This is a genomic window from Pseudomonas sp. FW305-E2 (assembly GCF_058782925.1).
Genome location: NZ_JBYSYE010000002.1, coordinates 213,472 through 238,924, shown reverse-complemented (window position 1 = coordinate 238,924; position 25,453 = coordinate 213,472). Strand labels below are relative to the sequence as shown.

The window sequence follows — 25,453 nt, the reverse complement described above, 5'->3', positions numbered from 1 at the left end:
TTGATCGGAGCGCGAACAGATCCGGCCGCAGGGTGTGTTAAAACCCAATGCAGAAGGCGTACCAACTTGGCAGAAGCTGTATTAGAAGGGTGTGTACAAAGCAACGCTACCCAGGCTTAAAGCTGTCTGGGTAGACAAGAAACACCAGGCGGGAAGGCTATTAGCTAGCTAAGAGATTTTATTATTCGATGAGTTCACGCAGCTCACGCATCATTTCGGTGCTGTCAGCCACGTTCAATTCCACAAGACGGTGCAAATGGCTCATCGAGTCGAGGTCGATGTACAGGCAGATGAAGCCCAGGCGGTCCGGTTCTTCGTGGCGCAGTTCGACCTGCATCTGCACACGGGCATCCTCGTTCAGCTCGATGATGGCGTCGAAGTCCTGAGTCAGGTCGGCATCCCAGCCTGCGGGGCGTTCGATCAGCAAGCCTTTGAGTGAAAGGTCCAGCAGTTTTGCAGGCCAGCGTTTCAGCCCCTGGCGCAGCTCGATGGGGGCATCGAAGTCGATGCGTTGAAAGCGGCGGCGTTCGTCATGATCGCTCATGGCTTGGATCCTCGATAGGTCATCAGGTGTCATCCTGACTATAGTTAGAGTTGCATGTGCATCAGGTACTGCAATCAGGCCGCAGAGGCTCTAGAACGAAGCAAGTGTGGCAATGCCGCTTGACTGGCCCTAGACTCGGTGGGCGGTCTTTCCAATCCACCAGCTGGAAGCTAACCATGAACAACAATAATAGCCTGCTACGCCATATTCCGTGGCTGGCGCTGGCAGTCATAGGCGCCTGCGCACTGGGTGTGGTTGCCCTGCGTCGCGGCGAGGCGATCAACGCCTTGTGGATCGTGGTCGCGGCAGTGGCCATCTACCTGGTCGCCTATCGTTACTACAGCCTGTTCATCGCCACCAAGGTGATGCAACTCGACCCGCGCCGTGCCACCCCTGCGGTGCTCAACAACGACGGCCTGGACTACGTCCCGACCAACAAACACATTCTTTTCGGTCACCACTTCGCTGCCATCGCCGGCGCGGGCCCCTTGGTCGGGCCGGTACTCGCCGCGCAAATGGGCTACCTGCCCGGCACGCTGTGGCTGATCGCCGGCGTGGTGCTGGCCGGTGCGGTGCAGGACTTCATGGTCCTGTTCCTGTCTACCCGCCGCAATGGGCGCTCGCTGGGCGACATGGTGCGCGAGGAAATGGGCAGAATCCCGGGCACCATCGCCCTGTTTGGCTGCTTCCTGATCATGATCATCATCCTCGCGGTGCTGGCACTGATCGTGGTCAAGGCCCTGGCCGAAAGCCCATGGGGCATGTTCACGGTGATGGCGACCATCCCGATCGCGATGTTCATGGGCATCTACATGCGCTACATCCGTCCGGGCCGTATTGGCGAAATCTCGGTGGTTGGCGTGGTACTGCTGCTGGCCTCGATCTGGCTGGGGGGCGTGATCGCTGCGGACCCGGTGTGGGGCCCGGCGTTCACGTTCACCGGCGTGCAGATCACCTGGATGCTGGTGGGCTACGGTTTTGTCGCCGCCGTGCTGCCAGTGTGGCTGGTGCTGGCGCCACGTGACTACCTGTCGACTTTCCTCAAGATCGGCACGATCCTTGGCCTGGCCATCGGTATCCTGATCATCGCTCCCGAGCTGAAAATGCCGGCGCTGACCCAGTTCACCGACGGTACGGGCCCGGTGTGGAAGGGTACCCTGTTCCCGTTCCTGTTCATCACCATTGCCTGTGGTGCGGTGTCCGGCTTCCACGCGCTGATTTCCTCGGGGACCACCCCCAAGCTGCTGGATAACGAAACCAACGCCCGCTATATCGGCTACGGCGGCATGCTGATGGAATCGTTCGTCGCCATCATGGCCATGGTTGCGGCCTCGGTGATCGAGCCAGGCGTGTATTTCGCCATGAACAGCCCGGCTGCAGTGGTCGGTACCGATGTCGCGTCGGTGGCGCAGACCGTCAGCAGTTGGGGCTTCCTGATTACACCCGAGCAGCTCGAAGCCGTTGCCCGTGACATCGGCGAGCACACCATTCTGGCCCGTGCCGGCGGTGCGCCAACCCTGGCGGTCGGTATCGCGCAGATCCTGCACCAGGTGTTGCCAGGTGAAAACACCATGGCCTTCTGGTACCACTTCGCGATCCTGTTCGAGGCGCTGTTCATCCTCACTGCGGTAGACGCTGGTACCCGTGCCGGGCGCTTCATGTTGCAGGACCTGCTGGGCAGCTTCGTGCCTGCACTCAAACGCACTGAATCGTGGGGGGCCAACCTGCTTGCCACTGCTGGCTGCGTGGCACTCTGGGGCTATCTGCTGTACCAGGGCGTCATCGACCCGCTGGGTGGCATCAACACCCTGTGGCCGCTGTTTGGTATCTCCAACCAGATGCTGGCCGGTATCGCCTTGATGCTCGGTACTGTTGTGCTGATCAAGATGAAGCGTCAGCGCTACATCTGGGTCACCCTGCTGCCGGCCGTATGGCTGCTGATCTGCACCACGGCTGCAGGCCTGATCAAGCTGTTCGACCCCAACCCGGCTGTCGGCTTCCTGGCCCTGGCCAAGAAGTACAGCACTGCGCTGGACGCCGGCCAGGTACTGGCCCCGGCCAAGGACATCGGGCAGATGCAGCACGTGATCTTCAACGCCTACACCAACGCGGGCCTGACGATCTTGTTCCTGCTGGTGGTCTTCAGCATCCTGTTCTTCGCCATCAAGGTCGGCTACGCCGCCTTGGGCCGCAAAGAACGCAGCGACAAGGAAACCCCGTTCCAGGCGTTGCCTGACGCGTAATCGAGAGGACTGCAATCATGTTCAACGACTTGGGTCGACTGGGCAAATACCTGGGGCAGGCAGCCCGCCTGATGGTCGGCATGCCCGACTACGACAACTATGTCGAACACATGCAGAAAACGCATCCGGACAAGCCGGTGATGAGCTACGAGGCGTTCTTCCGCGAACGCCAGGAAGCACGCTACGGTGGCAAGTCCGGGCCCAAGTGCTGTTGAGCCTGCGGTACGTGTAAATCTGTGGGAGCCTGGGTAACCGGCTCCCACAGTCATTTTCAGATTCAGGAGTATTTTGCGTGCAGACGCCCATTCCCGTAACCGTCCTCACGGGCTTCCTCGGTGCCGGCAAGACCACCTTGCTCAGGCACATGCTCAAGGCCGAGCATGGCCTGAAGCTCGCCGTGATCGAAAACGAATTCAGCGAGGCCGGCATCGACAGCCAACTGCTGGGTGACCAGCCGGTGCAGGTCATGACCTTGGCCAACGGTTGTGTATGCTGCAGCATCCATGGCGACCTGACTCGCGCGCTTTACCTGCTGCTTGAACGCCTGGATGCAGGGGAAATCGCCTTCGATCGCCTGGTGATCGAATGCACCGGCCTGGCCGACCCGGCGCCGGTCGCGCAAACGTTCTTCATCGACGAGGAGCTGCGTGAGCGCTACATCCTCGACGGCATCATCACCCTTGTCGATGCCGCGCATGCCGAACTGCACCTGACCCAGACCATCGCTCAGGCCCAGGTCGGCTTTGCCGATCGTCTGCTGCTGAGCAAGACCGACCTGGTCGAGCCAACTGCGGTTGAAGCCCTGCGCGAACGCCTGGCCCGCATCAATAGCAGGGCGGCGATCCGTGTGGTCGAACACGGCTGCATCGACCTGGCTGAATTACTGGATGTGCGCGGTTTCAACCTCAACCCCGACCTTGGGGTGAACCTGAAACCGATGTTGCAACCCGTGCTCAAGCCTGCCACCCCGGACCGCATTTCCACGATGGTGCTGCGTACCGAAACCCCGCTGGATATCGACCGCCTCAGCAGCTTCATGAACGAGCTGCTGGAAACCCACGGCAAACAGCTGCTGCGCTACAAGGGCGTGCTGAACATTGCCGGCGAGGAACGCAAGCTGGTGTTTCAGGGCGTGCTCAAGCTGTATGGCTTCGACTGGGACGCCGAGTGGGCCGCAGGCGAAGCGCGCGAGAGTGTGATGGTGTTCATTGCCGACGAACTGCCCGAGGCTACGATTCGGGCTGGCTTCGAGGCAATGGCTGCGGGCTGAGCCGCTGCGGCGCCTGCCCCGCGAACCACTGCGGCCATGAGCTGCGGTGGCGGGTTTCGACCTCGATGCACGGGATCAGGCGTTCAGTCAGCACAGCAGTTTGCCGCACGGCTTTGGCGGTGCGGTACTTGACGCTGTGGATGCACTCGCGGTCGCCGAACTCGCAGCGGTTCAGGGCGGTTCCGCCGCAAGGGCCATTGGCCAGGCCTTTAGGGCAAGTTTCCGGGCAGATATACAAGGTGTCTTCCAGGCGGCAACGGCCGCAGGTGTCGCAACCCACCAGCGGGCGCTTCACATTGCGCTCCAGCGTGTGCAGCACGTGTGCGCCAGCGCGTGTTGCCCACAGAGGCTGGCGCACTGCCCAGCCGAAGGCCTTGCTCAGGCTGTTGCGCCGGCTGAACAGCAGTGAATGCATGCCATGCATCAGGTGATAGCGGGCTTTTTCCTTGAATGAGGCATCGACCCGTGACTCGCCCAGGCGCCAGCCCGCCTGTGGCGGATGGAAGGTTACCGCTGGCAGGCCGGGCATCTGCCAGCTGGCGTGCCAGGCCGGTGTCCATTGCTCCAGGGACTGAACCTGGGATTGCCAGTGCTCGATACGGGTCTCTAGGGTCAGCAACTGTTCGAGTGTGTGAACCCCTGACAGGTGCACACCGGCGTAACCCATCAGCTTTGTACCGATGATCTGCAAGGCCAGGCGGTCAACACTGCGCGCCTGGGCAAAGGCCTTGGACTGCGCCGTTTCCGCTTCGAGCATGTCGCGCATGGAGGGCGTGACAGTCACGCCGGCCACGTGGTCGAGCATCGCCGCGCGCCCGTGGGTGAGGCTCATGAGGCAGGCCAGCATGGGCTTGGGTGAGGCCTGGCGGCGCATCCAGTGTATGGCTTCCTGATGCTTGGCGGCATCGAAGCCCAGTTGCAAGGTGAGAAAGTCAGCCCCCGCTGCCAGCTTTTTCTCGGCCTTGAAATACTGGGCGCCGCCTTCTTCCTCGTGGTACTTGAACGGGTTCAGCGCCGCGCCCAGCAGCCAGTGCGGGCAGGCCTGGCGAGCAACCTGCAGGGCGGCGACCGATTCCAGATAACGCACCGGGCGCTGGCCAGGTTCATGGCCGGGCAGGCGGTCGCCAGTCAGCAGTAACAGCTGGTCGAGGCCGGCGGCGTCCATGCGCTGCAGTTGGGCGAGCAGGTGGTGGCGTTCGCGATCCTTGCCTGAAAAATGCGGCAGGGCAGGTACCGGGTTGCTGAACGAGGCGAGGGCGTCCAGCGGTGACATGTCCAGCGGGCTGCCGACACGATCACCGATGGCCACGGTCATCGGCCAGCCGCACAGGTGCGCACGGGCCATGATCGCTTCCATGGCGGCAAAGCGTTCTGCGGAAGGCTTGGGGACGAACTCCATGACACAGACGAAGTTCTGTTCGCGCAGGGCGGTTTTCAGCAGGCTCATGTTGGCCGGGCACCTGGTGTGGTCAGGGTGGCATTGTGCGGCAGAAGGCGAGCTGGGTCATGTCCGGATGCGCAGGATGGTGATCTGAATGAGACATGGGGGCGCGAAGATCATGACAGCATGATCATGACAGCATGATCATGAAGATTTCTTGGGTTCATCTCAAATTTAATGAGTTTGTCTCAATACCCCGTCAGCCGGAGAATCCCCCTTATTCATTCAAGCATGCTGAAGGGACAAGACATGGCACTGGCGCATAACCTGGGCTTTCCACACATCGGCCGTGACCGCGAGCTGCGTGCCCGCCACTGGCAGGTGCAGAAAGACGCCGGCATCGAGCTGGTGCCGGTCGGCGACTTCGCCTGGGACAGCCACGTGCTGAGCACTGGTGACCAGCCGTTCGTTCTGAACTGGGAACCATTGTTCGAAGAAGTGGAACACGCCAAGGCCCTGGGCCTTGCAGTCAAGCCGGTGGTGATCGGCCCCTTGACCTATCTGTGGCAGGGCCAGACCGTGGGCGGTGACGTCGACAAGCTGGAGCTGCTTGACCGCCTGCTGCCCGTGTATGACCAGCTTCTCAACCGCCTGGCCGACCATGGCGTTGAATGGGTGCAGATCGATGAACCCATCCTCGCCCAGGACCTGCCCCAGGATTGGAAAAATGCTTATGAACGTGTCTACAACATCCTTCAACGCGCACCGTTGAAGAAGCTGATCGCCACGTACTTCGGCGGCCTGGAAGGCAACCTCGGCCTGGCCGCCAACCTGCCGGTCGATGGCCTGCACGTCGATCTGGTTCAGGCGCCCGAGCAGTACCAGACCATTCTCGACCGCCTGCCGGCCTACAAGGTACTGTCGCTGGGCCTGGTCGACGGTCGCAACGCCTCGCCTTGCGATCTGGGCAAGACCCTGGGGCTGCTGCACGAGGCCCATGAACGCCTGGGTGAGCGGCTGTGGTTGGCGCCGGCCTGTTCGTTGCTGGAAAGCCCAGTGGACCTGGCCGTGCAGAAGTGCCAGGAAGTGGCGGTGCTGGCCGCTTCGCTGGAGCAGGACCGAGTCGCGGCTTGATCATTTGCTGCCTGTACCGGCCTCTTCGCGGGTAAACCCGCTCCTACAACGGCGTGCGCGCAATCATTGATGTGTGTCCGCCACCGATCAGTGTAGGCGCGGGTTTACCCGCGAAGAGGCCGGGCCTGCTTGAATCAATCAGCGTTCGATGGCCAGCGCCACCCCTTGCCCACCACCAATGCACAAGGTCGCCAGGCCTTTTTTGGCATCCCGTTTGATCATCTCGTGCAGCAGGGTCACCAGCACCCTGCACCCGGAAGCACCAATCGGGTGGCCCAGGGCAATCGCCCCTCCATTGACGTTAACCCGCGCGGCATCCCATGCCAGCGCATTGCCCACGGCCAGCGCCTGGGCGGCAAAGGCCTCATTGGCTTCGATCAGATCCAGTTCGGCCAGTTGCCAACCGGCCTTGTCCAGGCAACGCTGGGTCGCCGAAACCGGACCAATACCCATGATCGCGGGGTCTACCCCGGCACTGGCGTAGGCGGCGATCTTCGCCAGCACCGGCAGGCCCAACGCCTTGGCCTTCGCTGCGCTCATCAAAAGCACGGCGGCGGCGCCGTCGTTCAGGCTGGAGGCATTGCCTGCGGTGACGCTGCCGTCCTTCTTGAAGGCCGGGCGCAGTTTGGCCAGGGACTCGGCGGTGGTGTCCGTGCGTGGTTGCTCGTCACGGGCAAAAACCTTGGGCTCGCCCTTTTTCTGCGGCAGCACGATGGGGGTGATTTCAGCGTCGAAACGGCCGGCCTCAATCGCTGCCACTGCCTTGCGCTGCGATTCGGCAGCAAAGGCATCCTGCTGCTCACGGCTGAGGCCGTACTTGTCCACCAGGTTTTCGGCAGTGATGCCCATGTGGTAGTCATTGAAGGCATCCCACAGGCCGTCCGTGATCATGCTGTCGATCAGTTGGCCATGGCCCATGCGTTGGCCGGTGCGGGCCGAGGGCATCACGTAGGGGGCAAGGCTCATGTTCTCCTGGCCACCGGCAATCACCACCTCGGCATCGCCGCAGCGGATCGCCTGGGCGGCCAGGTGCAGGGCCTTGAGGCCTGAGCCGCAGACCTTGTTCAGGGTCAGGGCCGGTACGCTGAAGGGCAGGCCAGCCTTGATTGCTGCCTGGCGTGCCGGGTTCTGACCGGCACCGGCAGTGAGCACTTGGCCGAGGATGACTTCGTCGACCTGCGCCGGGTCCAGCCCGGTTTGTTTCAGCAGTTGCTTGATCACGGCGGCGCCGAGGTCGACCGCAGGCACAGTGGCCAAGGCGCCCTGGAAGCTGCCGATGGCGGTACGGGTTGCGGCGACGATCACCACGTCGTTCATGTTGTTGTTCTCCGTGCAATGGGCGTAGTGCCGCCAGCATCGGCGGGTTTGGCTTATTTGTTAAGTTTGTTTTTCTTTCGGATTGATGTGAAAAGCAAATCAATGGGTGCCCGGCGTTCTAACCCGCCAATCTGGATTTCAAGCAGCCATGACCCTCCTGCACAGAAGAACTCTGGTTTTGCATCCCTCTGATCACCCCGTAATATGTGTCGGATAACCTGCGGGGGTAGTCTCACCCTCTGATCAATCGGAATCGCCCCAAGCGGCGCTTTCCTGGCATAAACCTGACGAGGTACAGACATTGGCCATCATTCATCCTAAGGTTCGCGGTTTCATCTGCACCACGACTCACCCGAAGGGCTGCGAGCTCAACGTCCGTGACCAGATCGAAGCCACCCGCAAGCTGGGCGTACGCGAGGATGGCCCGAAGAAGGTCCTGGTCATCGGTGCTTCCAGCGGCTACGGCCTGGCTGCCCGCATCACGGCGGCCTTCGGCTTCAAGGCCGACACCCTGGGCGTGTTCTTCGAAAAACCAGGCACCGAGACCAAGGCCGGCACTGCTGGCTGGTACAACGCTGCCGCCTTCGACAAGTTCGCCAAGGCCGAGGGCCTGTACAGCAAGTCGATCAACGGTGACGCCTTCTCTGACGAAGCCCGCGCCAAGGTCATCGAGCTGATCAAGAACGAAATGGGTGGCAAGGTCGACCTGGTCATCTACTCGCTGGCTTCGCCCGTGCGCAAGCTGCCGCAGACCGGTGAAGTCATTCGCTCGGCACTCAAGCCGATCGGCCAGCCATACAAGTCGACCGCCATCGACACCAACAAGGACACCATCATCGAGGCCAGCATCGAGCCGGCCACCGAGCAGGAAATTGCCGATACCGTCACCGTCATGGGTGGCCAGGACTGGCAGCTGTGGATCGATGCGCTGGCTGGCGCCAATGTACTGGCCGAAGGCGCTCGCACCGTGGCCTTCAGCTATGTCGGCAGCGATATCACCTGGCCGATCTACTGGCACGGTGCACTGGGCCAGGCCAAGCAGGACCTGGACGAAACTGCCCTGCGTCTGAACCAGAAGCTGGCCGGTGAAGTGAAAGGCGGCGCCAATGTGGCGGTGCTCAAGTCGGTGGTTACCCAGGCCAGCTCGGCCATCCCGGTGATGCCACTGTACCTGTCGATGGTCTTCAAGATCATGCAGGAGAAAGGTGTTCACGAAGGCACCCAGGACCAGCTCGACCGCATGTACCGCGACCGTATGTACCGCACCGACGGTGCGCCGGCAGAGGTCGACGAGAAGGGGCGCCTGCGCCTGGACGACTGGGAACTGCGTGACGACGTGCAAAACGCCTGCAAGGCCCTGTGGCCACAGGTGACCACCGAGAACCTGTTCGAGCTGACTGACTACGCCGGTTACAAGAAGCAGTTCCTCAACCTGTTCGGCTTCGAGCGCGCTGACGTCAACTACGACGAAGACGTGGCCACCGATGTGAAGTTCGACTGCGTCGAGCTGTAATCGGGTAAGCCTGTACCGGCCTCTTCGCGGGCAAGCCCGCTCCCACAGGTTCTCCCCCTGTAGGAGCGGGTTCACCCGCGAAGAGGCCAGTACAGGCTACAAAATCTTTGCTAGTTTTGGCGCACAACAACAGGACATGCGCCATGAGTAGCCTCATCCAACCCGCTACCCCATTTCGCCACCCCGCGGCCGACGGATACAGCCTCGGCGGCTTCTGCTGGCGCCACGCCCAACCTGACCCCCAGCGCCCGCTGGTGATCATCAACGCTGCCACGTCGGTACGCTGCCGCTATTACGCCCGCTTTGCCGACTACCTGTTCGCCCACGGCTGCGATGTGCTGACCTACGACTACCGTGGCATCGGCGAATCCCGGCCGGCGTCGCTGCGTGGTTTCCAGGCCTCCTGGAGCGACTGGGGCCGGCTGGATTTCGAAGCCATGCTGGCGCATGCGGCAGCGCATTTCCCAGATCAGCCGGTGGACGTGGTGGGGCACAGTTTCGGCGGTTGTGCTGTAGGCCTGGCACCGTCGGCTGGCCAGATCCGTCGGGTCGTGATGGTTGGCGCGCAGTTCGCCTACTGGCGCGACTACGCGGCCAACCAGCGCTGGCAGCTGTTCGGCAAGTGGCATGTGGTCATGCCGCTGCTGACCCGGGTATTCGGCTACTTTCCCGGCAAGCGCCTGGGTTGGTTGGAAGACACGCCATCCGGCGTGGTTCACGACTGGACCACGCGCACCCCACGTTATGAGCACCGCCCCAGCGGGCGGGCGTTGGAGGCGCTACCGTTCGCCCAGGTGCGTGCGAAGACGCTGGCCATCAGTCTGACGGACGACCCTTTCGGGACCGTAGCGGCAACCGAGCGTTTGTTGGGTTATCTGCAAACTGCCGAGCGCCAGCACCTGCGCATTGCACCTGTGGATATCTCGGTCGGGGAAATTGGCCATTTCGCGTTCTTCCATGACCGGTTTCGCGAAAGCCTGTGGCCGGTGGCCTTGCAGTGGTTGCGGCAGGGGAGGCTGGAAGGTGGGGGGCCTGGCACCATTATCGATTGATGGTGGGCGCTGGATCGTGGGGGCGCCAAGCGCCCCCGGCAATATCAAGCCTTGCGCGCAAGCGGCTGCGCAGCAAACTTCACACCCGCCAGACCGTGTTTGATCAGCGCACGGATGTTGCCATGGTCGCTACCCTCAGGCGTGGCCACCACATCACGGTAGTGCTCGCCGAAGGCCAGCAGCGCTTCCTGGTCGCTCAGCCCTTCAAGCAAGGCCAGGCCCAAGGTTTTGCACGAACCTTCGTTCTGCCCTGCCGCATTCTCCACGCCGCCGTTGTTGAAGGCCTGCGGCTGGTAGCTGTAGTTGTCGGCAATGAACGCCAAGGTATCGGCAAATACATGTTGGCCGCTGGCCAGGCTTGCGCGCAGGGTATTCAGGTCAGTCACGAGGTTTTTCCTTTTTCGAACGCCGCTTGTTGTTCGGCGCTGGCTTCTTTCTGGTATTGGGCTTTCCACTCGGCGTAGGGCATGCCGTACACCGCTTCGCGGGCATCATCCAGGCTCAGGTCCAGCTGACGCTCATCAGCGGCGGCCTTGTACCACTTGGACAGGCAGTTGCGGCAGAAACCGGACAGGTTCATCAGGTCGATGTTCTGTACGTCGGTGCGCTTTTGCAGGTGTTCGACCAGGCGCCGGAACGCGGCGGCCTCGAGCTCGAGCTGTTGTTGTGGGGTCATGGTCTTCTCTCAAGTCATGCGGTTCTTCAGGTGGCGGCCACCGTTGATGACCACCTGGCTGCCGGTGCTGTACTGGCTGGCGAGCAGGTACTTGACGGTCTCGATCAGCGGGCCGGCGCCGGGTTCGAATTCCAGCAGGGCCTTTTTCAGGGTTTGCTGGCGGTAGGCTTCGTCACCCCCTTCCTTGAGGATCAGCAGCCCGGGCAGGATACCGTTCACACGCACCTTGGGCGCATATTTTTCAGCAAATGACAGCACCATGTTCTGCAGTGCGGCCTTGGTGGCGGCGTAGCCGATGTGGCTTTTACTGCCGCGCGAAGAGGTTTCGTCGCAGATGTGAATGATGTCGGCCTTTTCCACCTTGGCCAGCAGGTCGCCCAGGGCCAGGTTGAGGTGGTAGGGCGCTTCGACGTGCAGGCGGAACATGGTCTCGAGGTTGTCGAGGCCGTCGTCGAGCCATAGCGAGGCGTTGTGGATGATGGCGCGCAGTCCGTCGTAACGATCGTGCAGGTGATCGATCAGCGCCTGGCGGTCGTCCGCCTGGCACAGGTCGGCCTGAAACTGCACGATGTTGGGGTGGGCTGCCTGGGGCAGGATGCTGCGGCTGGCACTGACCACCGTATGGCCGGCCTGTGCCAGTTCGAGGGCCAGGGCCAGCCCGACACGCTGGCTGGCTCCGGTAACGAGAATGGGGCTGTTCATGTTCGGGGTGGTCAACTTGTCTGTCCTTTGGTTGCCACCCAGCATACCCGAACTGTTTGCCTGTTGTATGGCCTGGCCTCAGCGGCTGCGCAAGGCGCCAGCAGCGGGCGGGGAGGCCTGAAGCCAACTGGCCAGCAGGCGGGTGGACAGCGGGATGAACAGGTACACCATCACCGGCGTCAGGGCCAGGGTGCTGAGCAGTACCCGGGGCACGAGGTCGAGTGCCGTCAACCAGTGGCCGAACACCAGGTTGAAGGCCAGCGAGACTGGGAAAAACGCCAGCCAGATGGCCACGGCCTGCTTCCAGCGTGGCGGTTTTTGCACCCTGTTGGTGCCAAACCAGTCGTCGATACCGCTAACGCGCGCCTCTTTGGGGCGCTCGAACAGACCGTTGCCGCGTTGTAACCATGCGCGACGCGAGGCGGAGTGCTCCCAGGCATGCAGGGTCGGCTCGTCGCTGAAGCGGAAGATGATCTGAAATTCGTCGCCATCCCGGGGCGGGGCGAGGATGCCCGAGCCGAGGTAGCCAGGGAAGTCGGTGGCCAGCTGTTCGCCTTCGTGTAGCCAGGCCAGCAGGTCCTGGTAGCGGCCGTGGGCGGCGCGGCGCGACACCATGAGGGTGACGGGTGGGGTAGACATTGTGTATCTCCTGGCAACGGGGCTGGCGGGTAGCTGGCCCCTTTGGCTGTGTGGCCCGGGGTGGTGGGCGACGCAGTCGTGCATGCAAGAATCGGGCACGCATTATCGCGCAGTTGCGATCTTCGGCAACTATCAGCTGGCAAACGTTGGCATCAACAGACCGACGCAGTCGTAGTAAGCTATGTGCTCAGTTTTTTCGCACTGAGGGTACTTCGTGCAGATGAACGAACAGGGACGTAAACCGCTGATCGATGCGAGTTTCGAACAGCAGGAGCTGTTTCCGATTCGTGAAGTGTCACGCTTGACCGGTGTCAACGCCGTGACCCTTCGCGCCTGGGAACGCCGTTATGGGCTGATCCAGCCCATCCGTACCGACAGTGGTCACCGCCTGTATTCCCAGGCTGATATCGATGAAATCCGCCGTATCCTCGGCTGGCTGGAGCGCGGCGTGGCGGTCAGCAAGGTGGGCAGCATTCTCGCTCGCGGCCATGCCCTCTCCGGGCAGGCTGACGGCGCAGTGGACCCCTGCTTGCGCTGGCAAAACCAGATTCGCCTGGCGGTACAGCACTTCGACGTGGCGGGCCTGGATCGCCTTTATGACGAGGTGTTCGCGGCCAGCACCCTGGACCAGGTTTTCGCCAATGTGTTCATGCCGGTGTGGCATGACATGGTAGTCCGGCAAGGCGGCTACGGGCAGGCCAGCGAATGGCTGTTCTATGATCAGTTCCTGCGCGGTCGGGTTTTCGCCCGCTTGCAGCTGGCCCGTGTGCCGAGTAGCCGCACCGTGCTGGTTGCGCCATTGCCGGGGCAGTGCCATGAGCTTGAGTTACTGGTAACCAGTCTGATCCTGGGTAGCGATGAAACACGCGTGATCCCGCTGGCGAACGGGCAGCCGCTGCAAGAGCTTGCGCTGGTCTGCGAACGGCTGAAGCCGGACGCCTTGGTGCTGTTTTCCCATCCGTCGCCCACAGTAGAACTCACCCGGCACCTCAAGCGCCTGGCGTCGATGCTGGAATGCCCGTTGTTACTGGCCGGTGAGGCGGCAGAAGCGGTACAGGACAGCCTGGCTGGCAGCCCTGTAGCCTGCCTGGGCGCGCAGGGCAGTGTGATGCGCCAGCGTTTGCGGCAGTTTCTGGCCCGTCAGCTCGATACTTGAGTGTGCAGCTCGGGATGGGCGTGGCGGTGGGCCTGGAGGATATAGTCGCGCAGCCGTTCGATTTCTTCGGCTGGGCTTTGGCCGAGTTCGTAGGCAGCCAGGTCCGTGCCGATGCGCCGGCCCAACACACCATGCAGTTCGATCGGGGTGATGCCGCCTGGGGCGAAGCGCAGCTCGAAGCGGGCGGGTGCTGTTGGCAAATCACGGACTTCCAGCAGCACGCCTTTGAAGGAAATCTCCCGCACCCACAGGCCGCTTGCCTTGTCATGGGCATCGAGCAGTGCGCTCGGCTGGTCCAGCGACAAGCGCCATGGGCGCAGCATGGGGCCGTCTTCGTAGATTTCCGGTGAACCCAGCTGCAGGTGCAGGGCGTGGAACTCGTCCTCTACCAGCTGCAGCGGGAAACTGATCTGCTGGTTGTTGAACTGGGCCTGCAAGGTCACCTGCTCGTTAGCCACCAACCGCGTAAGCAAGCTTTGAATGCGGCGGTCGCCATTGACCAGCAGGCTCGACATGGTGTCAGCCAGGTTCAGTTGTGGCGAATGCTGCATGTTCTGTATGAAATCCAGCTCGTCCTGGGTCAGGAGCGCGTCTGCTTGCATGATCGAACTCGGTGGTGGCGATTTCTTCAACGGAATTGACCGTGCGTGGCGGACTTGGTTCAGGCGCGTTCGTCGGGTTTCGGACGAGCGCGCAGTTCCGCCAGCTCCCGTTCCAGTTCGACCTGGCGGCTGACGTCCTTCTGGATGCCGATGAAGTAGGTGCGCTGGTCGAAGTCGCTCTTCACCGGCGTGATCGACAGCTCGTTCCAGAAGGCGCTGCCATCCTTGCGATAGTTGCGCAGCACTTCGCGGCAGGGGCGGCCTTCGGCCATGGCCTTGCGGATGCGTGCGCGGCCGAGCTGGTCACGGTCGTCAGCCTGCAGGAACCGGCAATCCTGATAGAGAATCTCGTCACGGCTGTAGCCAGTGAGGCATTCGAAAGCGGCGTTCACGTAGATCAGGATAGTGTCGTCGCCTTCCTTTTCGGCAACCACGATGCCGTCATTGGACGCATCGACCATCGATTGCAGCAATTGCGCGTTGATCATGTCCGGGCCATAGGTGAAGGAAAACGGAAGATGGCGACTTTGGTAACGGCGGCCTTTTGCCAGCGTTGAATGCTAGTATCCTACGTTTTCACTCAGTTTCGGAATCCTCTACCCGATGAAAGTCGCCATTATTTCCGGCTCGGTCTATGGCACCGCCGAAGAAGTCGCCCGTCACGCTGAATCGCTACTCAAGGCGGCGGGTTTCGAGGCCTGGCATGCTGCGCGTGCCACCCTTCAGGATCTTCAGGGTTTTGCCCCCGACGCCTTGTTGGCCGTGACATCGACCACCGGTATGGGTGAGTTGCCGGACAACCTCATGCCGCTGTACAGCACCCTTCGTGACACACTGCCCGCAGCCTGGCGCGGCCTGCCTGGTGCGGTGATCGCGCTGGGCGACTCCAGTTATGGCGATACCTATTGCGGGGGTGGCGAGCAGATGCGTGAGCTGTTCGCCGAGCTGGGCGTGCGCGAGGTGCAGCCAATGCTGCGCCTGGATGCGAGCGAGACCGTGACCCCGGAGGCGGATGCCGAGCCTTGGCTGGCTGAGTTGGCGAGCGCACTGAACGCCTGACCCGGCATCTGCGCAGGCGTGTTAGCCATGGGGCTCGCGCAACAAGGCCAACCACGCCTGCGCCGCCCGTGACAGGTAGGCGCCGCGTCGCCAGATAAACGCGATATCCCAACGTAAATCCTCCTGCGCATTCAACGGCACACGCACCACCCCGGGGCGCTCCAGCGCTTTTGCCACCACCCGGGGCAGCATCACCACGCCCTGGCCCGCTGCCACCAGCGCTGCCAAAAAATCCGCCTGGCCGCTGCGCCCGCCTTCCTTGGGGGTGAAGCCCTGCTGCTGGCACGCCTTGAGCAGCCGATCGTTGAGCACGAAACTGCGCTGGTACAGCAGGAACGGTGTATCGGCCAGTTGCCTCAGGCCCACGGCGTCCAGGCCCGCCAGGGCATGGCCAGCCGGCAGCAAGGCATCCAGCGGTTCGTTGCAGAAGGGCTGGTAGTCGAATGCCTCGTCGGTGGGCGTCAAGCAGCCGCCCAGTTCCAGTTCGCCACTTCTGACGGCCTGTTCGACGTTGCGGCTGCCGCCTTCAAGCAGCTGGATGGCGATGTTCGGATGGCGCCGCCGGTACTCGGCGAACAAGCCGGCGAACAACGTGTCGCTGCCAAGCATCGGCAAGCCCAGGCGTAGTTCGCCACGCTCCATCTGGCTGAGATCGTCCAGCTCGTTGAGCAGCGCCTGGCGCTGGCGCAGCAGGGCTTCGCCACGCTCCAGCACGATGCGCCCGGCAGCGGTCAGGTGCAGGTGCGACGCCTGGCGCTCCAGCAGCGGCTGGCCCACATCTTGCTCAAGCTGGGCCACCTGCTTGCTCACGGCCGACTGGCTGATGTGCAGGGTCTGTGCCGCCTGGGTAAAACCGCCGCGGTGGACCACTTCGATAAAGCTGCGCAGTTGTTTGAATTCCATTGCTTCGATTCCATTCTGGAATGGCAGGCAGTCTAACAATTCGCTTCTGGCCTAGGCAGCCAAATCTTAAAATGAGGGCCTGTCGAGGAACCCCGCCATGAAACCTGCATCATTGAAAGAAGCCCTGCGCCTGCTCGTCGAGCTGGCGGTTCTCTGTACCCTGTTCCTGCTCGGTGGCCAGATTGCCAGTTGGCTGGGTTGGCCGATCCCCGGCGGTGTGATGGGCCTGGCACTGCTGTTGATACTGTTCGCTTCGGGTGTGCTCAAACCGGCCACGCTGCAATTGGGGGCCGGCTGGCTGATGGCTGAGATGCTGTTGTTCTTCATCCCGGCGCTGATGAGCCTGCTCGACTATGGCGCATTGATCCGTGAAGAGGGCTGGCGCATCTTGCTGGTGATTGCCGTGAGCACGCTGATGGTGATGGTAGTGACCGCCATGACCGTGGAGCTGGTGTGCCGCTGGAGGCTGCGCCGTGAGCCTTGAACCCATGCCGCTGTTCTGGTTGGCCTTGACCCTGCTGGCTTACCTGGGTAGCCGTTGGTTGTACCGGCGTAGCAAGCGCTACCTGCTGTCGCCGTTGATTTTGGTGCCGGTGTTGCTGCTGGCTGTGGCCGTGCCGCTGCATACGGCCTATGCCGAGTATGCGCGCAACACCCACTGGTTGATGGGCGTGCTCGGCCCGGTGACCGTAGCTTTCGCGGTGCCGATCTGGCAGCAGCGGGCCATGCTGGCGCGCCATTGGCCGGCCCTGATGGTGGGCATGGTAGCCGGCAGCAGTGCCTCGATCGCCAGCTCCTGGGGGCTGGCGCACCTGTTGGCGCTGGACAGCGCAACCAGCCTGTCGCTGGTGCCGCGCTCGATCACCACGCCATTTGCCATGCCGCTGGCCCATGACTTGGGTGGGGTGCCAGAACTGACAGCGGTGTTCGTGATGTTCACCGGCGTGCTAGGTGCCATGTTCGGCGGTGTGCTGTTGCGTTGGTTGCCGCTGCGTACGCCGTTGGCACGGGGGGCCCTGTTCGGTGTTGGCGCGCATGGTGCCGGGGTCAGTCGGGCGCAGGAAGTGGGCCGTGAGGAAGGCTCGGTGGCCGGCCTGGTGATGGTCCTGACCGGGCTGCTCAACCTGTTCGCGGCGCCGTTGTTGGCCTTGCTGCTCTGACCGTTCGTGCCACTGACTCGCTCAGTCATCAAGCTGGCTGGCAACGCAAGTTCCAGCCAATGGGCTGCTGGCTAGACTTTGCCTCGACATAGAGAGCACATGTAAGTGCCGAGGTGACATGCAATGAACGCAGCCTTGCCCTATTCCGCCAACACCACTACACCGGGACCCATCTGATGCCTATGGCCGAGATTCCATTGTGCGTCTGGCGTACCCGGGCACAGAGTTTCATGTTCCGGGGCCAGAGCATCCGCTACTGGACCGCAGGGCAAGGAGAGCCTCTGCTTCTGTTACACGGTTTCCCCACCGCCAGTTGGGACTGGCACTACCTGTGGGGCCCTCTGAGCCAACGTTTCCGGGTGATCGCTTGCGACATGCTTGGCTTTGGTGATTCGGACAAGCCCGTCGATCACACTTACAGCCTGATGGAGCAGGCAGACCTGCAGCAGGCATTGCTTGCCCATCTGCAGGTCGCGCAGCCCGTGCACCTGTTGGCCCACGACTACGGCGGCAGCGTGGCTCAGGAACTGCTGGCGCGACACCATGAGCAGCGTGCCGACATTGCCAGTTGCGTGTTCCTCAATAGCGGGCTGTTCCCCGAAAGCTGCCGCATGCTACTGATCCAGAAGCTGCTGCTCAGCCGGTTTGGCTGGCTGGTCGGGCGCTCGTTCGGGCGTGACGACCTGGTGCGTAACGTGATTCAGGTCTACGGCCCCTGCACGCATCCCAGTGAAAGCGCGCTGGATGATCTCTGGAGCCTGATCGCTGCCAACCGGGGCACGCGCATCCTGCACAAGCTGGTGGGCTACATGCCGGAGCGCAGGTTGCACCGCGAACGCTGGGTCGGGGCGATGCAACGTAAAGGCGTGCCGCTGCGCTTGATCAATGGCGTGGTCGACCCGCTTTCCGGCGCGCACATGCTTGAGCGCTACCGGCAACTGATACCGGAGCCGGACACCGTGCAGTTACTGGGCATTGGCCATTACCCGCATACCGAAGCGCCCGTGCAGGTGCTGCGCCACTACCTGGCCTTTCGTGAGCAGCCGCTGAGCTTCTACCCGCTGAAAGTCTTGACGGTCACCTGACCGCCAGGATGCATTTTCAGATTTCAAAAAAAAGGCCGCTGCAAGCCGCAGCGGCCAATCGAGACGTCAGATCAAGGAGCTTCAAAATCTACGTCGGTGAACCTCGCAGGCTTGAAAGGCGGGGGGGAGAGCCCTTCAAGCCGGCCAGTGAGTCAAGAATAAGCGCTTGATCCGTTAGGAAAAATAGCGTCTGTCGACATTCACCTTTACGTTTCAGGCAACAGTGCCAAGTGCTGGGTAAGCTTCCCTGCGCTATTGCCTTCATCGTCCGTTCACTCTGCTGCCTCCTTGTTTTTTGGAGCGCAGTTCATGTCTTTCGATTTCAATCTCGGCAGCCCCGATTTCGGTGAAGGGTGCCCAGGTGCACGCTCTGTGAAAGAACAGGTGAAGGCCATGATGGCCCACGCCCAGGAGCTGCAACAGCTGATGGCTGCGGTTGCGCAATTGGGCAGCCTGATACCGGAGGCGCATCGACAACAATTCACCGAGCAGAAGCGTTTGCCGTTGGCGGTTGTCGAGTCGCTTGTGCCGCAAAGGCAGGCGGTTCTTGACCAGTGGTGGAAGCAACAGTCCAGATTAAGTTCGAAACCACTTACCCTGGCGTCCCATTTGATCCAGCTGATGTTTGCTGAAACGCGCCTCAAGGCTCTTACGTTCAAGGCCTGGGAAGCCGGTATCGAGGCCCTTGAGCAGGACGGGGACGTAAACAAGCATGAGGTGTACCTGGTTGCCGGAGATTTGCGTTTTCGTTTGCCGGGCGTCGTCGCCAGCTGTCATGACCTCGAACAGAACCCGGACGCACCTGCGGATTTTCTGATCTACAGCCTGGCCAGCGGTTGCTGGTTCGACACTGAACGCGCGCGCGCAGCCAGCGCACTCGCCCCAGCCTTTGCTGAAGGCAGCCCGTTGCGTTGGCTGTTGTCTTCGCAAGAGCGGGCGGCGTTGTCTACAGAGGGTTTGACACTCGATTTCGTGCCGCTGCAAGTGCCACTTCACAGGTACTTCATCCGTGATCTGCGGGCTTTCCAGCTTAAGGCCACCCAGCGCAGCCTACGGGTAAAGGTCGATGACGCGCGGCGTCTGGCCCAGCTCGACAGTGCGGCTCGGCTTGAGCCTTTGGTGGCTGCGCTGCAGAAACGTGCGACGCGGCATGTGCGAGCGTACCGCACCAGCCTGCTGCCCGAATGGCGGCGGTTCATGCAGGGTGAGGAACTGCGAGCCTATCGACAACTGGAAGATGACCTGCAGGTGAAGGAGCAGCGTTGCACCGAGCGTCTGGCGCAATGGCGCGACCTGCGCAGCTTCGCCAAGATTCAAGTCAGGCAAGCCCTTGGCCTGGATATCGACCCCGAGCAGGTACGCGTGTGTGTCAGTCACGTCGATGACCCTGAGCAGGTGATGAAACACACCCTGCTCGATTGGGCGTTGAGTGGTGGCTACAGCGGGGGCCAGCTCAAGGTCGAAGTCCTGGGGGAGCGGCACCGTTCATTGTTGGGAAGCACCTCTATCCAGAGCGTGATCGAAAAACTGGATTTGCGCGTGAACTACGTCAAACAGATCCGTACGCTCTATGACGACGCTTTGACCATGGCCGCACTGTGCGAGGTGCTTGATGCGCGGCTGGCGCTGGCCAATCAGGCCGCTCGTCATCAAGGGTTTCACCCGGCTGGGTTCGATCTGCTGCACCACGCACGCCAGGGGAACATGCAGGCCAATGCCATCAGCGCCGGCCTGGTTTGCCTCAATGGTGCGCAAACGCCCTTGAAGGATCTGCTGTGTCTGGTGCAGGGCGATCAGTACTTGCTCTACGCCCCTGGTGCACCAGGAGGCGATTTTCATCTTTTCGATTCACTCCAGGAAATGGCGCTCGAAATCGGTAGTTGGACCTTGTGGCCGGTAGGCAGTGAGTACCTGCTGGGGCAATGCTCGCGGGCCCAGCATGATTCGCTCAAACGCCATTTGCGCAAGGTCGAGATGCTGCCCACCGACTGGTCCATGCACAGCGTGACGCTCGCGCCGATCAAGTCGCAGCAGTGGCTGGATGTGCTCAATGCCCTGGCCAGGCGCAAGATCACTGCCCTGATCGAGGACCAGCAGGCCACCACGCCAAGCTGGTTCATCAACGCCAGTCGTGCCGAGCAGCAGGCACTGGTTGATATCGATCAACTGCTCAAGCTGGCGCAGGCCAGGTACCAGTCGCTGATGAAGATGCCGAGTTTTCGCACCTTCGCCCATCGACAGGTGACGGAAAAAATCAACTCATACCCGGGCAATCGCGGCGGCGCAATCAACCCGGATCAGGTATTGATAACGCTGGAAGAGGATGCCATTCGCACACTGACACAGACCGTCATCAAAGGTTATCCCACGTATTACAATTTCTCCGACTTTGCCCGCATCACCTCGGCTACCGGCCAGGATATCTCGCACCTGAGCCCGGCGCTGCTGGGGAGCTACATTCGTGCTGCCGACCTGGGCAACAAGTACATCGAAGAAGTGAAAGCGCAGTTACTCGACCGCTCCAGGCCGGAATATGAAAGGCTCAGGCAGTGTTATCGCACGCTCTTTGCTTTGAAGATCAGGCGTGCCGTGCTCAGTGAGAAACTTCAGGGCCGATTGTCGGGCCGCCATGCGCAGTGGCTGGAATCGGTGATCGACAGTTTTTCGGGGACCTCGATCGACGCGGCGTGCAACCTTTATCCGTTGTGGATGGACGATTGCCCTGTTCAAGGTGCCTACCTGCTGAAGCATGCTCGTGACCGCGAGCTTGAGCCCTTGGTCTATCTGCCAGAAATCGAGCAAGGCCCCACGCTGCGGACCCTCAGCGAGCTGGCAAGGACTTGGCGTGAGCACGACTTGGCAGGTTATTGCCAAGACCGCGTGCCGTTATCGAACCAGGCGCGCTTGAACACATTGATCGAAGAGCAACTGCGCGCCGGGGATGGCATTGAGCTGGTGCTGGACGCCGTTGCCCGAGGCAGGGGTGTGCGGCCGCCGATAGGGGAGACCGGGCGTATCGGGGATCCTGTCCAGGACCTGGAGAAACGTATCAGGCGGATGATCAACGAAGCCGCTGAAGACAGCGCCGACGCTGCCGAGCGTATTTCGGCCGTGGTGGTGGAGTGGGGGATCGTACTGGCCGGCATCCTCACCGTGCCGTTTCCGCCGGCGGCTATGGCCGTCGGGCTGTTCTGTGCGGCCAGGTCCTTTGTCACCGGGGCCATCGCGTGGAGCGATGGCGACCGTTCCGCCGCCTTGCTGTCGTTCGCGGCGGGGGTTGCAGGAACGGTGGCCTCCACGGGGGTTTTGGCGCGGCTGTTCGGTGCCGCGCAGAAATACATCACCGTACTTTCCCGGGCAGAGGTGTCGCAGCCCACGGCCTTCTCGCGTGTGATCGGGCGGCTATGCGATGACTACGGCGATTTGGTGAGCGAGGTGGCACCCGCCCTTTATGACGGCTTCTCTCAGGAACTGCTCTGGCTCGTCGAGGAGGAAACACAAGACGTCGAAGCGCAGTGTGGGTTGTCCGCATAACCCATGCGCCAGCTCACGGTTCGTGCGGCCGTGAGCAGGCGCTGCGCCGCCGGCCCATGTTCATCGGCATGGAAGATCGACGTCGGCCCGACCACAGTCATCACCGCCGCAATCTGCCCCAGGGCGTTGAATACTGGCGCCGACAGCGCATCCACCCCTGGCATCAGCAGGCCATGCACATGGTGCAGGCCCTGTTCGCGGATGCCGGCCAGCAGTGTGTCGTAGTCACTGGCGGTTTGTTGCAAAGCGGCCAGTTCCCTGTCGCGCAGCTCCTGGGTTTCTCGCTCGGGCAGGTAGGCGGCGAATACCAGCCCGGTGGACGAGCTGAGCAACGGCAGCACCGAACCGATCTGGGTCACCACGGTGACCGCGCGCACGGCAGGTTCGATGCTTACCACCGTGGCCCCCTGGTTGCCCCACACAGCGATGAAGCAGCTTTCGTTGAGCTCATCTCGCAACTGCGACAACGGCATTGCCGCCACCTTCAGCACATCGATGCTGCCCAGCGCCGCCAGCCCCACCCGCAATGCCTCGCGCCCCAGCCCGTAATGGTTGGTGGCCGCATCCTGTTCGGCAAAACCACTCGCAATCAGCGCCTGCAGGTAGCGATGCACTTTGCTTGCAGGCATCTGCACGTGCTCGGCCAGGCGTGATAGTGAAGTCGAGGGTGAGAGTTCGGCGAGGGCCTTGAGGATGTCGGTGCCGACTTCCGCCGAGCGGACCTTCTGCTTGCCGGTGTCGGTGGGGGAGCTGGCTTTGGCCATGGGAGGGGAGGTTCCGGATTTATCGTGTCGCCTTTATAGCTTGACGCCTTGAGCGGAGCAAATTACGTTATTCGTAATCTGATTACGATAAAAACAAAATCCGGAGGCATCGATGAACCGCGACACGTCGCCCGACCTTCACTACCTGAGCGGCTTCGGCAACGAATTCGCCAGCGAAGCATTGCCCGGGGCGCTGCCTGTCGGGCAGAACTCCCCGCAGAAGGCCCCATATGGCCTGTATGCCGAGCTGCTGTCGGGCACGGCGTTCACCATGGCCCGTAGCGAGTTGCGCCGTACCTGGCTGTACCGCATTCGCCCTTCTGCCTTGCACCCACGCTTCGAGCGCCTGGCGCGCCAGCCGCTCGGCGGGCCACTGGGGGGCATCAACCCCAACCGCCTGCGCTGGAGCCCGCAGCCGATTCCTGCTGAACCGACCGATTTCATCGAAGGTTGGCTGCCCATGGCTGCCAACGCCGCAGCGGAAAAACCGGCTGGCGTGAGCATCTACATCTACTGCGCCAACCGGTCCATGGAACGGGTGTTCTTCAACGCTGACGGTGAGCTACTGCTGGTGCCGGAACAGGGCCGCCTGCGCATCGCCACCGAACTGGGCGTGATGGAGGTCGAACCGCTGGAAATTGCGGTGATCCCACGTGGCATGAAGTTCCGCGTCGAATTGCTCGACGGCCAGGCCCGTGGCTACATCGCGGAAAACCACGGTGCGCCGCTGCGCCTGCCGGACCTGGGCCCGATCGGCAGCAATGGGCTGGCCAACCCCCGCGACTTCCTCACGCCTGTGGCCCACTACGAAGAAGCCGAAGGCCCGGTGCAACTGGTACAGAAGTTCCTGGGTGAGCACTGGGCCTGCGAGCTGCAGCACTCGCCACTGGACGTTGTGGCCTGGCATGGCAGCAACGTGCCGTACAAGTATGACCTGCGCCGCTTCAACACCATCGGCACCGTCAGCTTCGACCACCCGGACCCCTCGATTTTCACCGTGCTCACCTCGCCAACCAGCGTGCATGGCATGGCCAACATGGACTTCGTGATTTTCCCGCCACGCTGGATGGTGGCCGAGAACACCTTCCGTCCGCCATGGTTCCACCGCAACCTGATGAACGAGTTCATGGGCCTGATCAATGGCGCCTACGACGCCAAGGCCGAGGGCTTCCTGCCGGGTGGTGCCTCGTTGCACGGGGTGATGAGTGCCCATGGCCCCGACGCTGAAACCTGTGAAAAGGCCATTGCCGCTGACCTGGCGCCGCACAAGATCGACAACACCATGGCCTTCATGTTCGAGACCAGCCAGGTGTTGCGCCCGAGCCTGCAAGCCCTTGAATGCCCGCAATTGCAGGCCGACTACGATAGTTGCTGGGCGACCTTGCCGAGCACCTTCAACCCGAACCGGAGATAACCCATGAACCACACTGCCAATGCCCGTAGTTGGGTCGAGCACGCCAACGGGCACAGCGACTTCCCGCTGCAGAACCTGCCCTTGGGCATCTTCAGCCGGCCGGGTGAAGCCAGGCGCTGTGGCGTGGCGATCGGCGACGCGATCCTCGACCTGGAGGCGGTGCTGGCCGCCGGCCTGTTCGACGGGGCGGCCAAGGCCGCCGTTGAAGCCACCCGCGGCGGGGCTTTGAACGCCTTCTTCGCTTTGGGCCGCAATGCCCGCGTAGCCCTGCGCGAGCGTTTGCAGGTGCTGCTCGATGAGCACAGCGAACACCAGGCGGCCTTGAAGCCGGCGTTGTTCCTGGCCAGTGACTGCCAGCTGCACGTGCCGGCGCAGATCGGTGACTACACCGATTTCTACGTTGGCATCGAGCATGCGAAGAACGTGGGCAAACTGTTCCGCCCCGACAACCCACTGCTGCCCAACTACAAGTACGTGCCGATCGGTTATCACGGCCGCGCCTCCACCATCCGCCCGTCCGGCACCGACGTGCGCCGGCCCAAGGGCCAGACCCTGCCGGCCGGGCACACCGAGCCGAGCTTCGGCCCTTGCGCTCGTCTGGACTACGAACTGGAACTGGGTATCTGGATTGGTCAGGGCAATGACATGGGTCAGGCAATTCCGGTAGGCGATGCCGCCGAGCACGTAGCCGGCCTGTGCCTGCTCAACGATTGGTCGGCGCGCGATATCCAGGCTTGGGAATACCAGCCACTGGGGCCGTTCCTGTCCAAGAGCTTCATCACCACCATTTCGCCTTGGGTGGTCACCGCCGAAGCGTTGGAGCCGTTCCGCTGTGCTCAGCCGGCACGCCCCGAAGGTGACCCGCAGCCGCTGTCGTACCTGCTGGACAAGCGCGACCAGGCCAGTGGTGCATTTGATATCGAACTCGAAGTGCTGCTGCTGACCGAGCGCATGCGTGAGCAGGGCATTGCCCCGCACCGCCTGACCCTGAGCAACACCCGCAGCATGTACTGGACCGTGGCGCAGCTGGTGGCGCATCACAGCGTCAATGGCTGCCAACTGCAGCCAGGTGACCTGTTCGGTTCGGGCACGCTGTCGGGCGCTACGCCGGGATCGTTCGGTAGCCTGCTGGAGATCACCGAAGGCGGCAAACTGCCGGTCGAGCTGGCCAGCGGCGAGGTGCGCAAATTCCTCGAAGACGGCGACGAAATCATCCTGCGTGCCCGCTGCACACGTGACGGCGTAGCCAGCATCGGTTTCGGTGAATGCCGCGGTACGGTCATCGCAGCCAATTGAGGAGGCAGG

25 protein-coding genes are annotated in these 25,453 nt (G+C 62.2%); 14 read left to right on the top strand and 11 right to left on the bottom strand.

Annotated elements, in window-relative coordinates:
• Positions 1-181: 181 nt before the first annotated feature.
• Positions 182-544 (bottom strand): PilZ domain-containing protein, encoded by a 363-nt coding sequence (locus AC3WLP_RS03725; protein ID WP_003251630.1) that lies wholly within the window; start codon positions 542-544, stop codon positions 182-184.
• 176 nt (positions 545-720) lie between these two features.
• Here AC3WLP_RS03725 and AC3WLP_RS03720 point away from each other — a divergent pair, with 176 nt between their 5' ends.
• The 3 genes from AC3WLP_RS03720 to yjiA all read left to right on the top strand — a co-directional run bounded on the left by AC3WLP_RS03720 (position 721) and on the right by yjiA (position 4,057).
• Positions 721-2,787 carry a carbon starvation CstA family protein gene (locus tag AC3WLP_RS03720; protein WP_004577217.1) on the top strand — a complete coding sequence of 689 codons (2,067 nt, stop codon included), beginning with the start codon at positions 721-723 and terminating at the stop codon, positions 2,785-2,787.
• A gap of 17 nt (positions 2,788-2,804) precedes the next feature.
• On the top strand, positions 2,805-3,002 hold the full coding sequence (locus tag AC3WLP_RS03715; RefSeq protein ID WP_003251633.1) for a YbdD/YjiX family protein: 198 nt from the start codon (positions 2,805-2,807) through the stop codon (positions 3,000-3,002).
• 77 nt (positions 3,003-3,079) lie between these two features.
• Entirely contained in the window at positions 3,080-4,057 is a 978-nt protein-coding gene (gene yjiA, locus AC3WLP_RS03710) for a GTPase (protein WP_012053705.1), read from the top strand.
• Here the strand turns inward: yjiA and AC3WLP_RS03705 are convergent.
• Positions 4,017-5,504 carry a methylenetetrahydrofolate reductase C-terminal domain-containing protein gene (locus AC3WLP_RS03705; RefSeq protein WP_017147950.1) on the bottom strand — a complete coding sequence of 496 codons (1,488 nt, stop codon included), beginning with the start codon at positions 5,502-5,504 and terminating at the stop codon, positions 4,017-4,019. The genes yjiA and AC3WLP_RS03705 overlap by 41 nt on opposite strands.
• 243 nt (positions 5,505-5,747) lie before the next feature.
• Here AC3WLP_RS03705 and AC3WLP_RS03700 point away from each other — a divergent pair, with 243 nt between their 5' ends.
• Positions 5,748-6,572, top strand: a complete 825-nt coding sequence (locus AC3WLP_RS03700; protein WP_012053703.1) for a 5-methyltetrahydropteroyltriglutamate--homocysteine methyltransferase — start codon at positions 5,748-5,750, stop codon at positions 6,570-6,572.
• Positions 6,573-6,710: 138 nt separating this feature from the next.
• Here AC3WLP_RS03700 and AC3WLP_RS03695 read toward each other — a convergent pair whose 3' ends face one another.
• The gene (locus AC3WLP_RS03695) at positions 6,711-7,889 is read right to left on the bottom strand and encodes an acetyl-CoA C-acetyltransferase (RefSeq protein ID WP_012053702.1); all 1,179 of its coding nucleotides are present in this window, start codon (positions 7,887-7,889) and stop codon (positions 6,711-6,713) included.
• Positions 7,890-8,190: 301 nt separating this feature from the next.
• Between AC3WLP_RS03695 and fabV the strand changes: the two genes are divergently transcribed.
• Positions 8,191-9,402, top strand: coding sequence for an enoyl-ACP reductase FabV (gene fabV, locus AC3WLP_RS03690; RefSeq protein WP_014754427.1), 1,212 nt, complete (start codon positions 8,191-8,193; stop codon positions 9,400-9,402).
• Between the two features lie 143 nt (positions 9,403-9,545).
• On the top strand, positions 9,546-10,454 hold the full coding sequence (locus AC3WLP_RS03685) for an alpha/beta hydrolase family protein (RefSeq protein ID WP_017147949.1): 909 nt from the start codon (positions 9,546-9,548) through the stop codon (positions 10,452-10,454).
• A 44-nt stretch (positions 10,455-10,498) separates the two neighbouring features.
• Here AC3WLP_RS03685 and AC3WLP_RS03680 read toward each other — a convergent pair whose 3' ends face one another.
• From AC3WLP_RS03680 to AC3WLP_RS03665, 4 genes are read right to left on the bottom strand one after another with little or no spacing between them, the layout of a single operon-like run.
• A complete protein-coding gene (locus tag AC3WLP_RS03680) occupies positions 10,499-10,840 on the bottom strand; it encodes a HopJ type III effector protein (protein WP_003251646.1) in 342 nt (113 codons plus the stop codon).
• Positions 10,837-11,130, bottom strand: coding sequence for a DUF1244 domain-containing protein (locus AC3WLP_RS03675; RefSeq protein ID WP_003251648.1), 294 nt, complete (start codon positions 11,128-11,130; stop codon positions 10,837-10,839). Before AC3WLP_RS03675 ends, AC3WLP_RS03680 begins: the two co-directional genes overlap by 4 nt.
• Before the next feature lie 9 nt (positions 11,131-11,139).
• Positions 11,140-11,877, bottom strand: coding sequence for a dihydromonapterin reductase (folM, locus tag AC3WLP_RS03670; protein ID WP_012053700.1), 738 nt, complete (start codon positions 11,875-11,877; stop codon positions 11,140-11,142).
• A 33-nt stretch (positions 11,878-11,910) separates the two neighbouring features.
• Complete coding sequence (locus AC3WLP_RS03665) at positions 11,911-12,471, bottom strand: putative antibiotic biosynthesis monooxygenase (protein WP_003251651.1); 561 nt, start codon at positions 12,469-12,471, stop codon at positions 11,911-11,913.
• A gap of 220 nt (positions 12,472-12,691) precedes the next feature.
• Between AC3WLP_RS03665 and AC3WLP_RS03660 the strand changes: the two genes are divergently transcribed.
• On the top strand, positions 12,692-13,627 hold the full coding sequence (locus AC3WLP_RS03660) for a MerR family transcriptional regulator (RefSeq protein WP_012053699.1): 936 nt from the start codon (positions 12,692-12,694) through the stop codon (positions 13,625-13,627).
• Here AC3WLP_RS03660 and AC3WLP_RS03655 read toward each other — a convergent pair.
• Positions 13,612-14,229: a hypothetical protein gene (locus AC3WLP_RS03655; protein ID WP_012053698.1), complete on the bottom strand. Its 618-nt coding sequence runs from the start codon at positions 14,227-14,229 to the stop codon at positions 13,612-13,614. The two genes, AC3WLP_RS03660 and AC3WLP_RS03655, sit on opposite strands and share 16 nt — an antisense overlap.
• Positions 14,230-14,288: 59 nt before the next feature.
• A complete protein-coding gene (locus AC3WLP_RS03650; RefSeq protein WP_003251655.1) occupies positions 14,289-14,717 on the bottom strand; it encodes a PAS sensor domain-containing protein in 429 nt (142 codons plus the stop codon).
• A gap of 115 nt (positions 14,718-14,832) precedes the next feature.
• On the opposite strand from AC3WLP_RS03650, the gene AC3WLP_RS03645 reads away from it, so the two are divergent.
• Complete coding sequence (locus AC3WLP_RS03645; RefSeq protein WP_003251656.1) at positions 14,833-15,288, top strand: flavodoxin; 456 nt, start codon at positions 14,833-14,835, stop codon at positions 15,286-15,288.
• Positions 15,289-15,309: 21 nt separating this feature from the next.
• Here AC3WLP_RS03645 and AC3WLP_RS03640 read toward each other — a convergent pair whose 3' ends face one another.
• Positions 15,310-16,191 carry a LysR family transcriptional regulator gene (locus tag AC3WLP_RS03640; RefSeq protein ID WP_003251658.1) on the bottom strand — a complete coding sequence of 294 codons (882 nt, stop codon included), beginning with the start codon at positions 16,189-16,191 and terminating at the stop codon, positions 15,310-15,312.
• 97 nt (positions 16,192-16,288) lie between these two features.
• Here AC3WLP_RS03640 and AC3WLP_RS03635 point away from each other — a divergent pair, with 97 nt between their 5' ends.
• The 4 genes from AC3WLP_RS03635 to AC3WLP_RS03620 all read left to right on the top strand — a co-directional run bounded on the left by AC3WLP_RS03635 (position 16,289) and on the right by AC3WLP_RS03620 (position 21,970).
• Positions 16,289-16,675 carry a CidA/LrgA family protein gene (locus AC3WLP_RS03635; RefSeq protein ID WP_012053697.1) on the top strand — a complete coding sequence of 129 codons (387 nt, stop codon included), beginning with the start codon at positions 16,289-16,291 and terminating at the stop codon, positions 16,673-16,675.
• Entirely contained in the window at positions 16,665-17,351 is a 687-nt protein-coding gene (locus tag AC3WLP_RS03630; RefSeq protein WP_003251661.1) for an LrgB family protein, read from the top strand. Before AC3WLP_RS03635 ends, AC3WLP_RS03630 begins: the two co-directional genes overlap by 11 nt.
• Before the next feature lie 176 nt (positions 17,352-17,527).
• Positions 17,528-18,436, top strand: coding sequence for an alpha/beta fold hydrolase (locus AC3WLP_RS03625; RefSeq protein WP_041167255.1), 909 nt, complete (start codon positions 17,528-17,530; stop codon positions 18,434-18,436).
• A gap of 309 nt (positions 18,437-18,745) precedes the next feature.
• The gene (locus AC3WLP_RS03620; protein ID WP_041167254.1) at positions 18,746-21,970 is read left to right on the top strand and encodes a hypothetical protein; all 3,225 of its coding nucleotides are present in this window, start codon (positions 18,746-18,748) and stop codon (positions 21,968-21,970) included.
• Here the strand turns inward: AC3WLP_RS03620 and AC3WLP_RS03615 are convergent.
• A complete protein-coding gene (locus AC3WLP_RS03615; RefSeq protein ID WP_012053693.1) occupies positions 21,901-22,734 on the bottom strand; it encodes an IclR family transcriptional regulator in 834 nt (277 codons plus the stop codon). The two genes, AC3WLP_RS03620 and AC3WLP_RS03615, sit on opposite strands and share 70 nt — an antisense overlap.
• Before the next feature lie 112 nt (positions 22,735-22,846).
• Between AC3WLP_RS03615 and hmgA the strand changes: the two genes are divergently transcribed.
• Entirely contained in the window at positions 22,847-24,148 is a 1,302-nt protein-coding gene (gene hmgA / locus AC3WLP_RS03610; RefSeq protein ID WP_003251670.1) for a homogentisate 1,2-dioxygenase, read from the top strand.
• A 3-nt stretch (positions 24,149-24,151) separates the two neighbouring features.
• The gene (gene fahA, locus AC3WLP_RS03605; protein ID WP_014754420.1) at positions 24,152-25,444 is read left to right on the top strand and encodes a fumarylacetoacetase; all 1,293 of its coding nucleotides are present in this window, start codon (positions 24,152-24,154) and stop codon (positions 25,442-25,444) included.
• The last annotated feature ends 9 nt before the right edge of the window (positions 25,445-25,453 follow it).

Bases quoted from the DNA above. Each gene is read 5' to 3' on its own strand.
- AC3WLP_RS03720 (WP_004577217.1), top strand. From the start codon at position 721: ATGAACAACAATAATAGCCTGCTACGCCATATTCCGTGGCTGGCGCTG.
- AC3WLP_RS03635 (WP_012053697.1), top strand. From the start codon at position 16,289: ATGAAACCTGCATCATTGAAAGAAGCCCTGCGCCTGCTCGTCGAGCTG.
- AC3WLP_RS03620 (WP_041167254.1), top strand. From the start codon at position 18,746: ATGTCTTTCGATTTCAATCTCGGCAGCCCCGATTTCGGTGAAGGGTGC.
- AC3WLP_RS03685 (WP_017147949.1), top strand. From the start codon at position 9,546: ATGAGTAGCCTCATCCAACCCGCTACCCCATTTCGCCACCCCGCGGCC.
- AC3WLP_RS03615 (WP_012053693.1), bottom strand. From the start codon at position 22,734: ATGGCCAAAGCCAGCTCCCCCACCGACACCGGCAAGCAGAAGGTCCGC.
- folM (WP_012053700.1), bottom strand. From the start codon at position 11,877: ATGCTGGGTGGCAACCAAAGGACAGACAAGTTGACCACCCCGAACATG.
- AC3WLP_RS03645 (WP_003251656.1), top strand. From the start codon at position 14,833: ATGAAAGTCGCCATTATTTCCGGCTCGGTCTATGGCACCGCCGAAGAA.
- AC3WLP_RS03705 (WP_017147950.1), bottom strand. From the start codon at position 5,504: ATGAGCCTGCTGAAAACCGCCCTGCGCGAACAGAACTTCGTCTGTGTC.
- AC3WLP_RS03640 (WP_003251658.1), bottom strand. From the start codon at position 16,191: ATGGAATTCAAACAACTGCGCAGCTTTATCGAAGTGGTCCACCGCGGC.
- fahA (WP_014754420.1), top strand. From the start codon at position 24,152: ATGAACCACACTGCCAATGCCCGTAGTTGGGTCGAGCACGCCAACGGG.
- AC3WLP_RS03700 (WP_012053703.1), top strand. From the start codon at position 5,748: ATGGCACTGGCGCATAACCTGGGCTTTCCACACATCGGCCGTGACCGC.
- AC3WLP_RS03695 (WP_012053702.1), bottom strand. From the start codon at position 7,889: ATGAACGACGTGGTGATCGTCGCCGCAACCCGTACCGCCATCGGCAGC.
- AC3WLP_RS03655 (WP_012053698.1), bottom strand. From the start codon at position 14,229: ATGCAAGCAGACGCGCTCCTGACCCAGGACGAGCTGGATTTCATACAG.
- AC3WLP_RS03625 (WP_041167255.1), top strand. From the start codon at position 17,528: ATGCCTATGGCCGAGATTCCATTGTGCGTCTGGCGTACCCGGGCACAG.
- AC3WLP_RS03725 (WP_003251630.1), bottom strand. From the start codon at position 544: ATGAGCGATCATGACGAACGCCGCCGCTTTCAACGCATCGACTTCGAT.
- AC3WLP_RS03715 (WP_003251633.1), top strand. From the start codon at position 2,805: ATGTTCAACGACTTGGGTCGACTGGGCAAATACCTGGGGCAGGCAGCC.
- AC3WLP_RS03660 (WP_012053699.1), top strand. From the start codon at position 12,692: ATGAACGAACAGGGACGTAAACCGCTGATCGATGCGAGTTTCGAACAG.
- hmgA (WP_003251670.1), top strand. From the start codon at position 22,847: ATGAACCGCGACACGTCGCCCGACCTTCACTACCTGAGCGGCTTCGGC.
- AC3WLP_RS03665 (WP_003251651.1), bottom strand. From the start codon at position 12,471: ATGTCTACCCCACCCGTCACCCTCATGGTGTCGCGCCGCGCCGCCCAC.
- AC3WLP_RS03675 (WP_003251648.1), bottom strand. From the start codon at position 11,130: ATGACCCCACAACAACAGCTCGAGCTCGAGGCCGCCGCGTTCCGGCGC.
- AC3WLP_RS03650 (WP_003251655.1), bottom strand. From the start codon at position 14,717: ATGATCAACGCGCAATTGCTGCAATCGATGGTCGATGCGTCCAATGAC.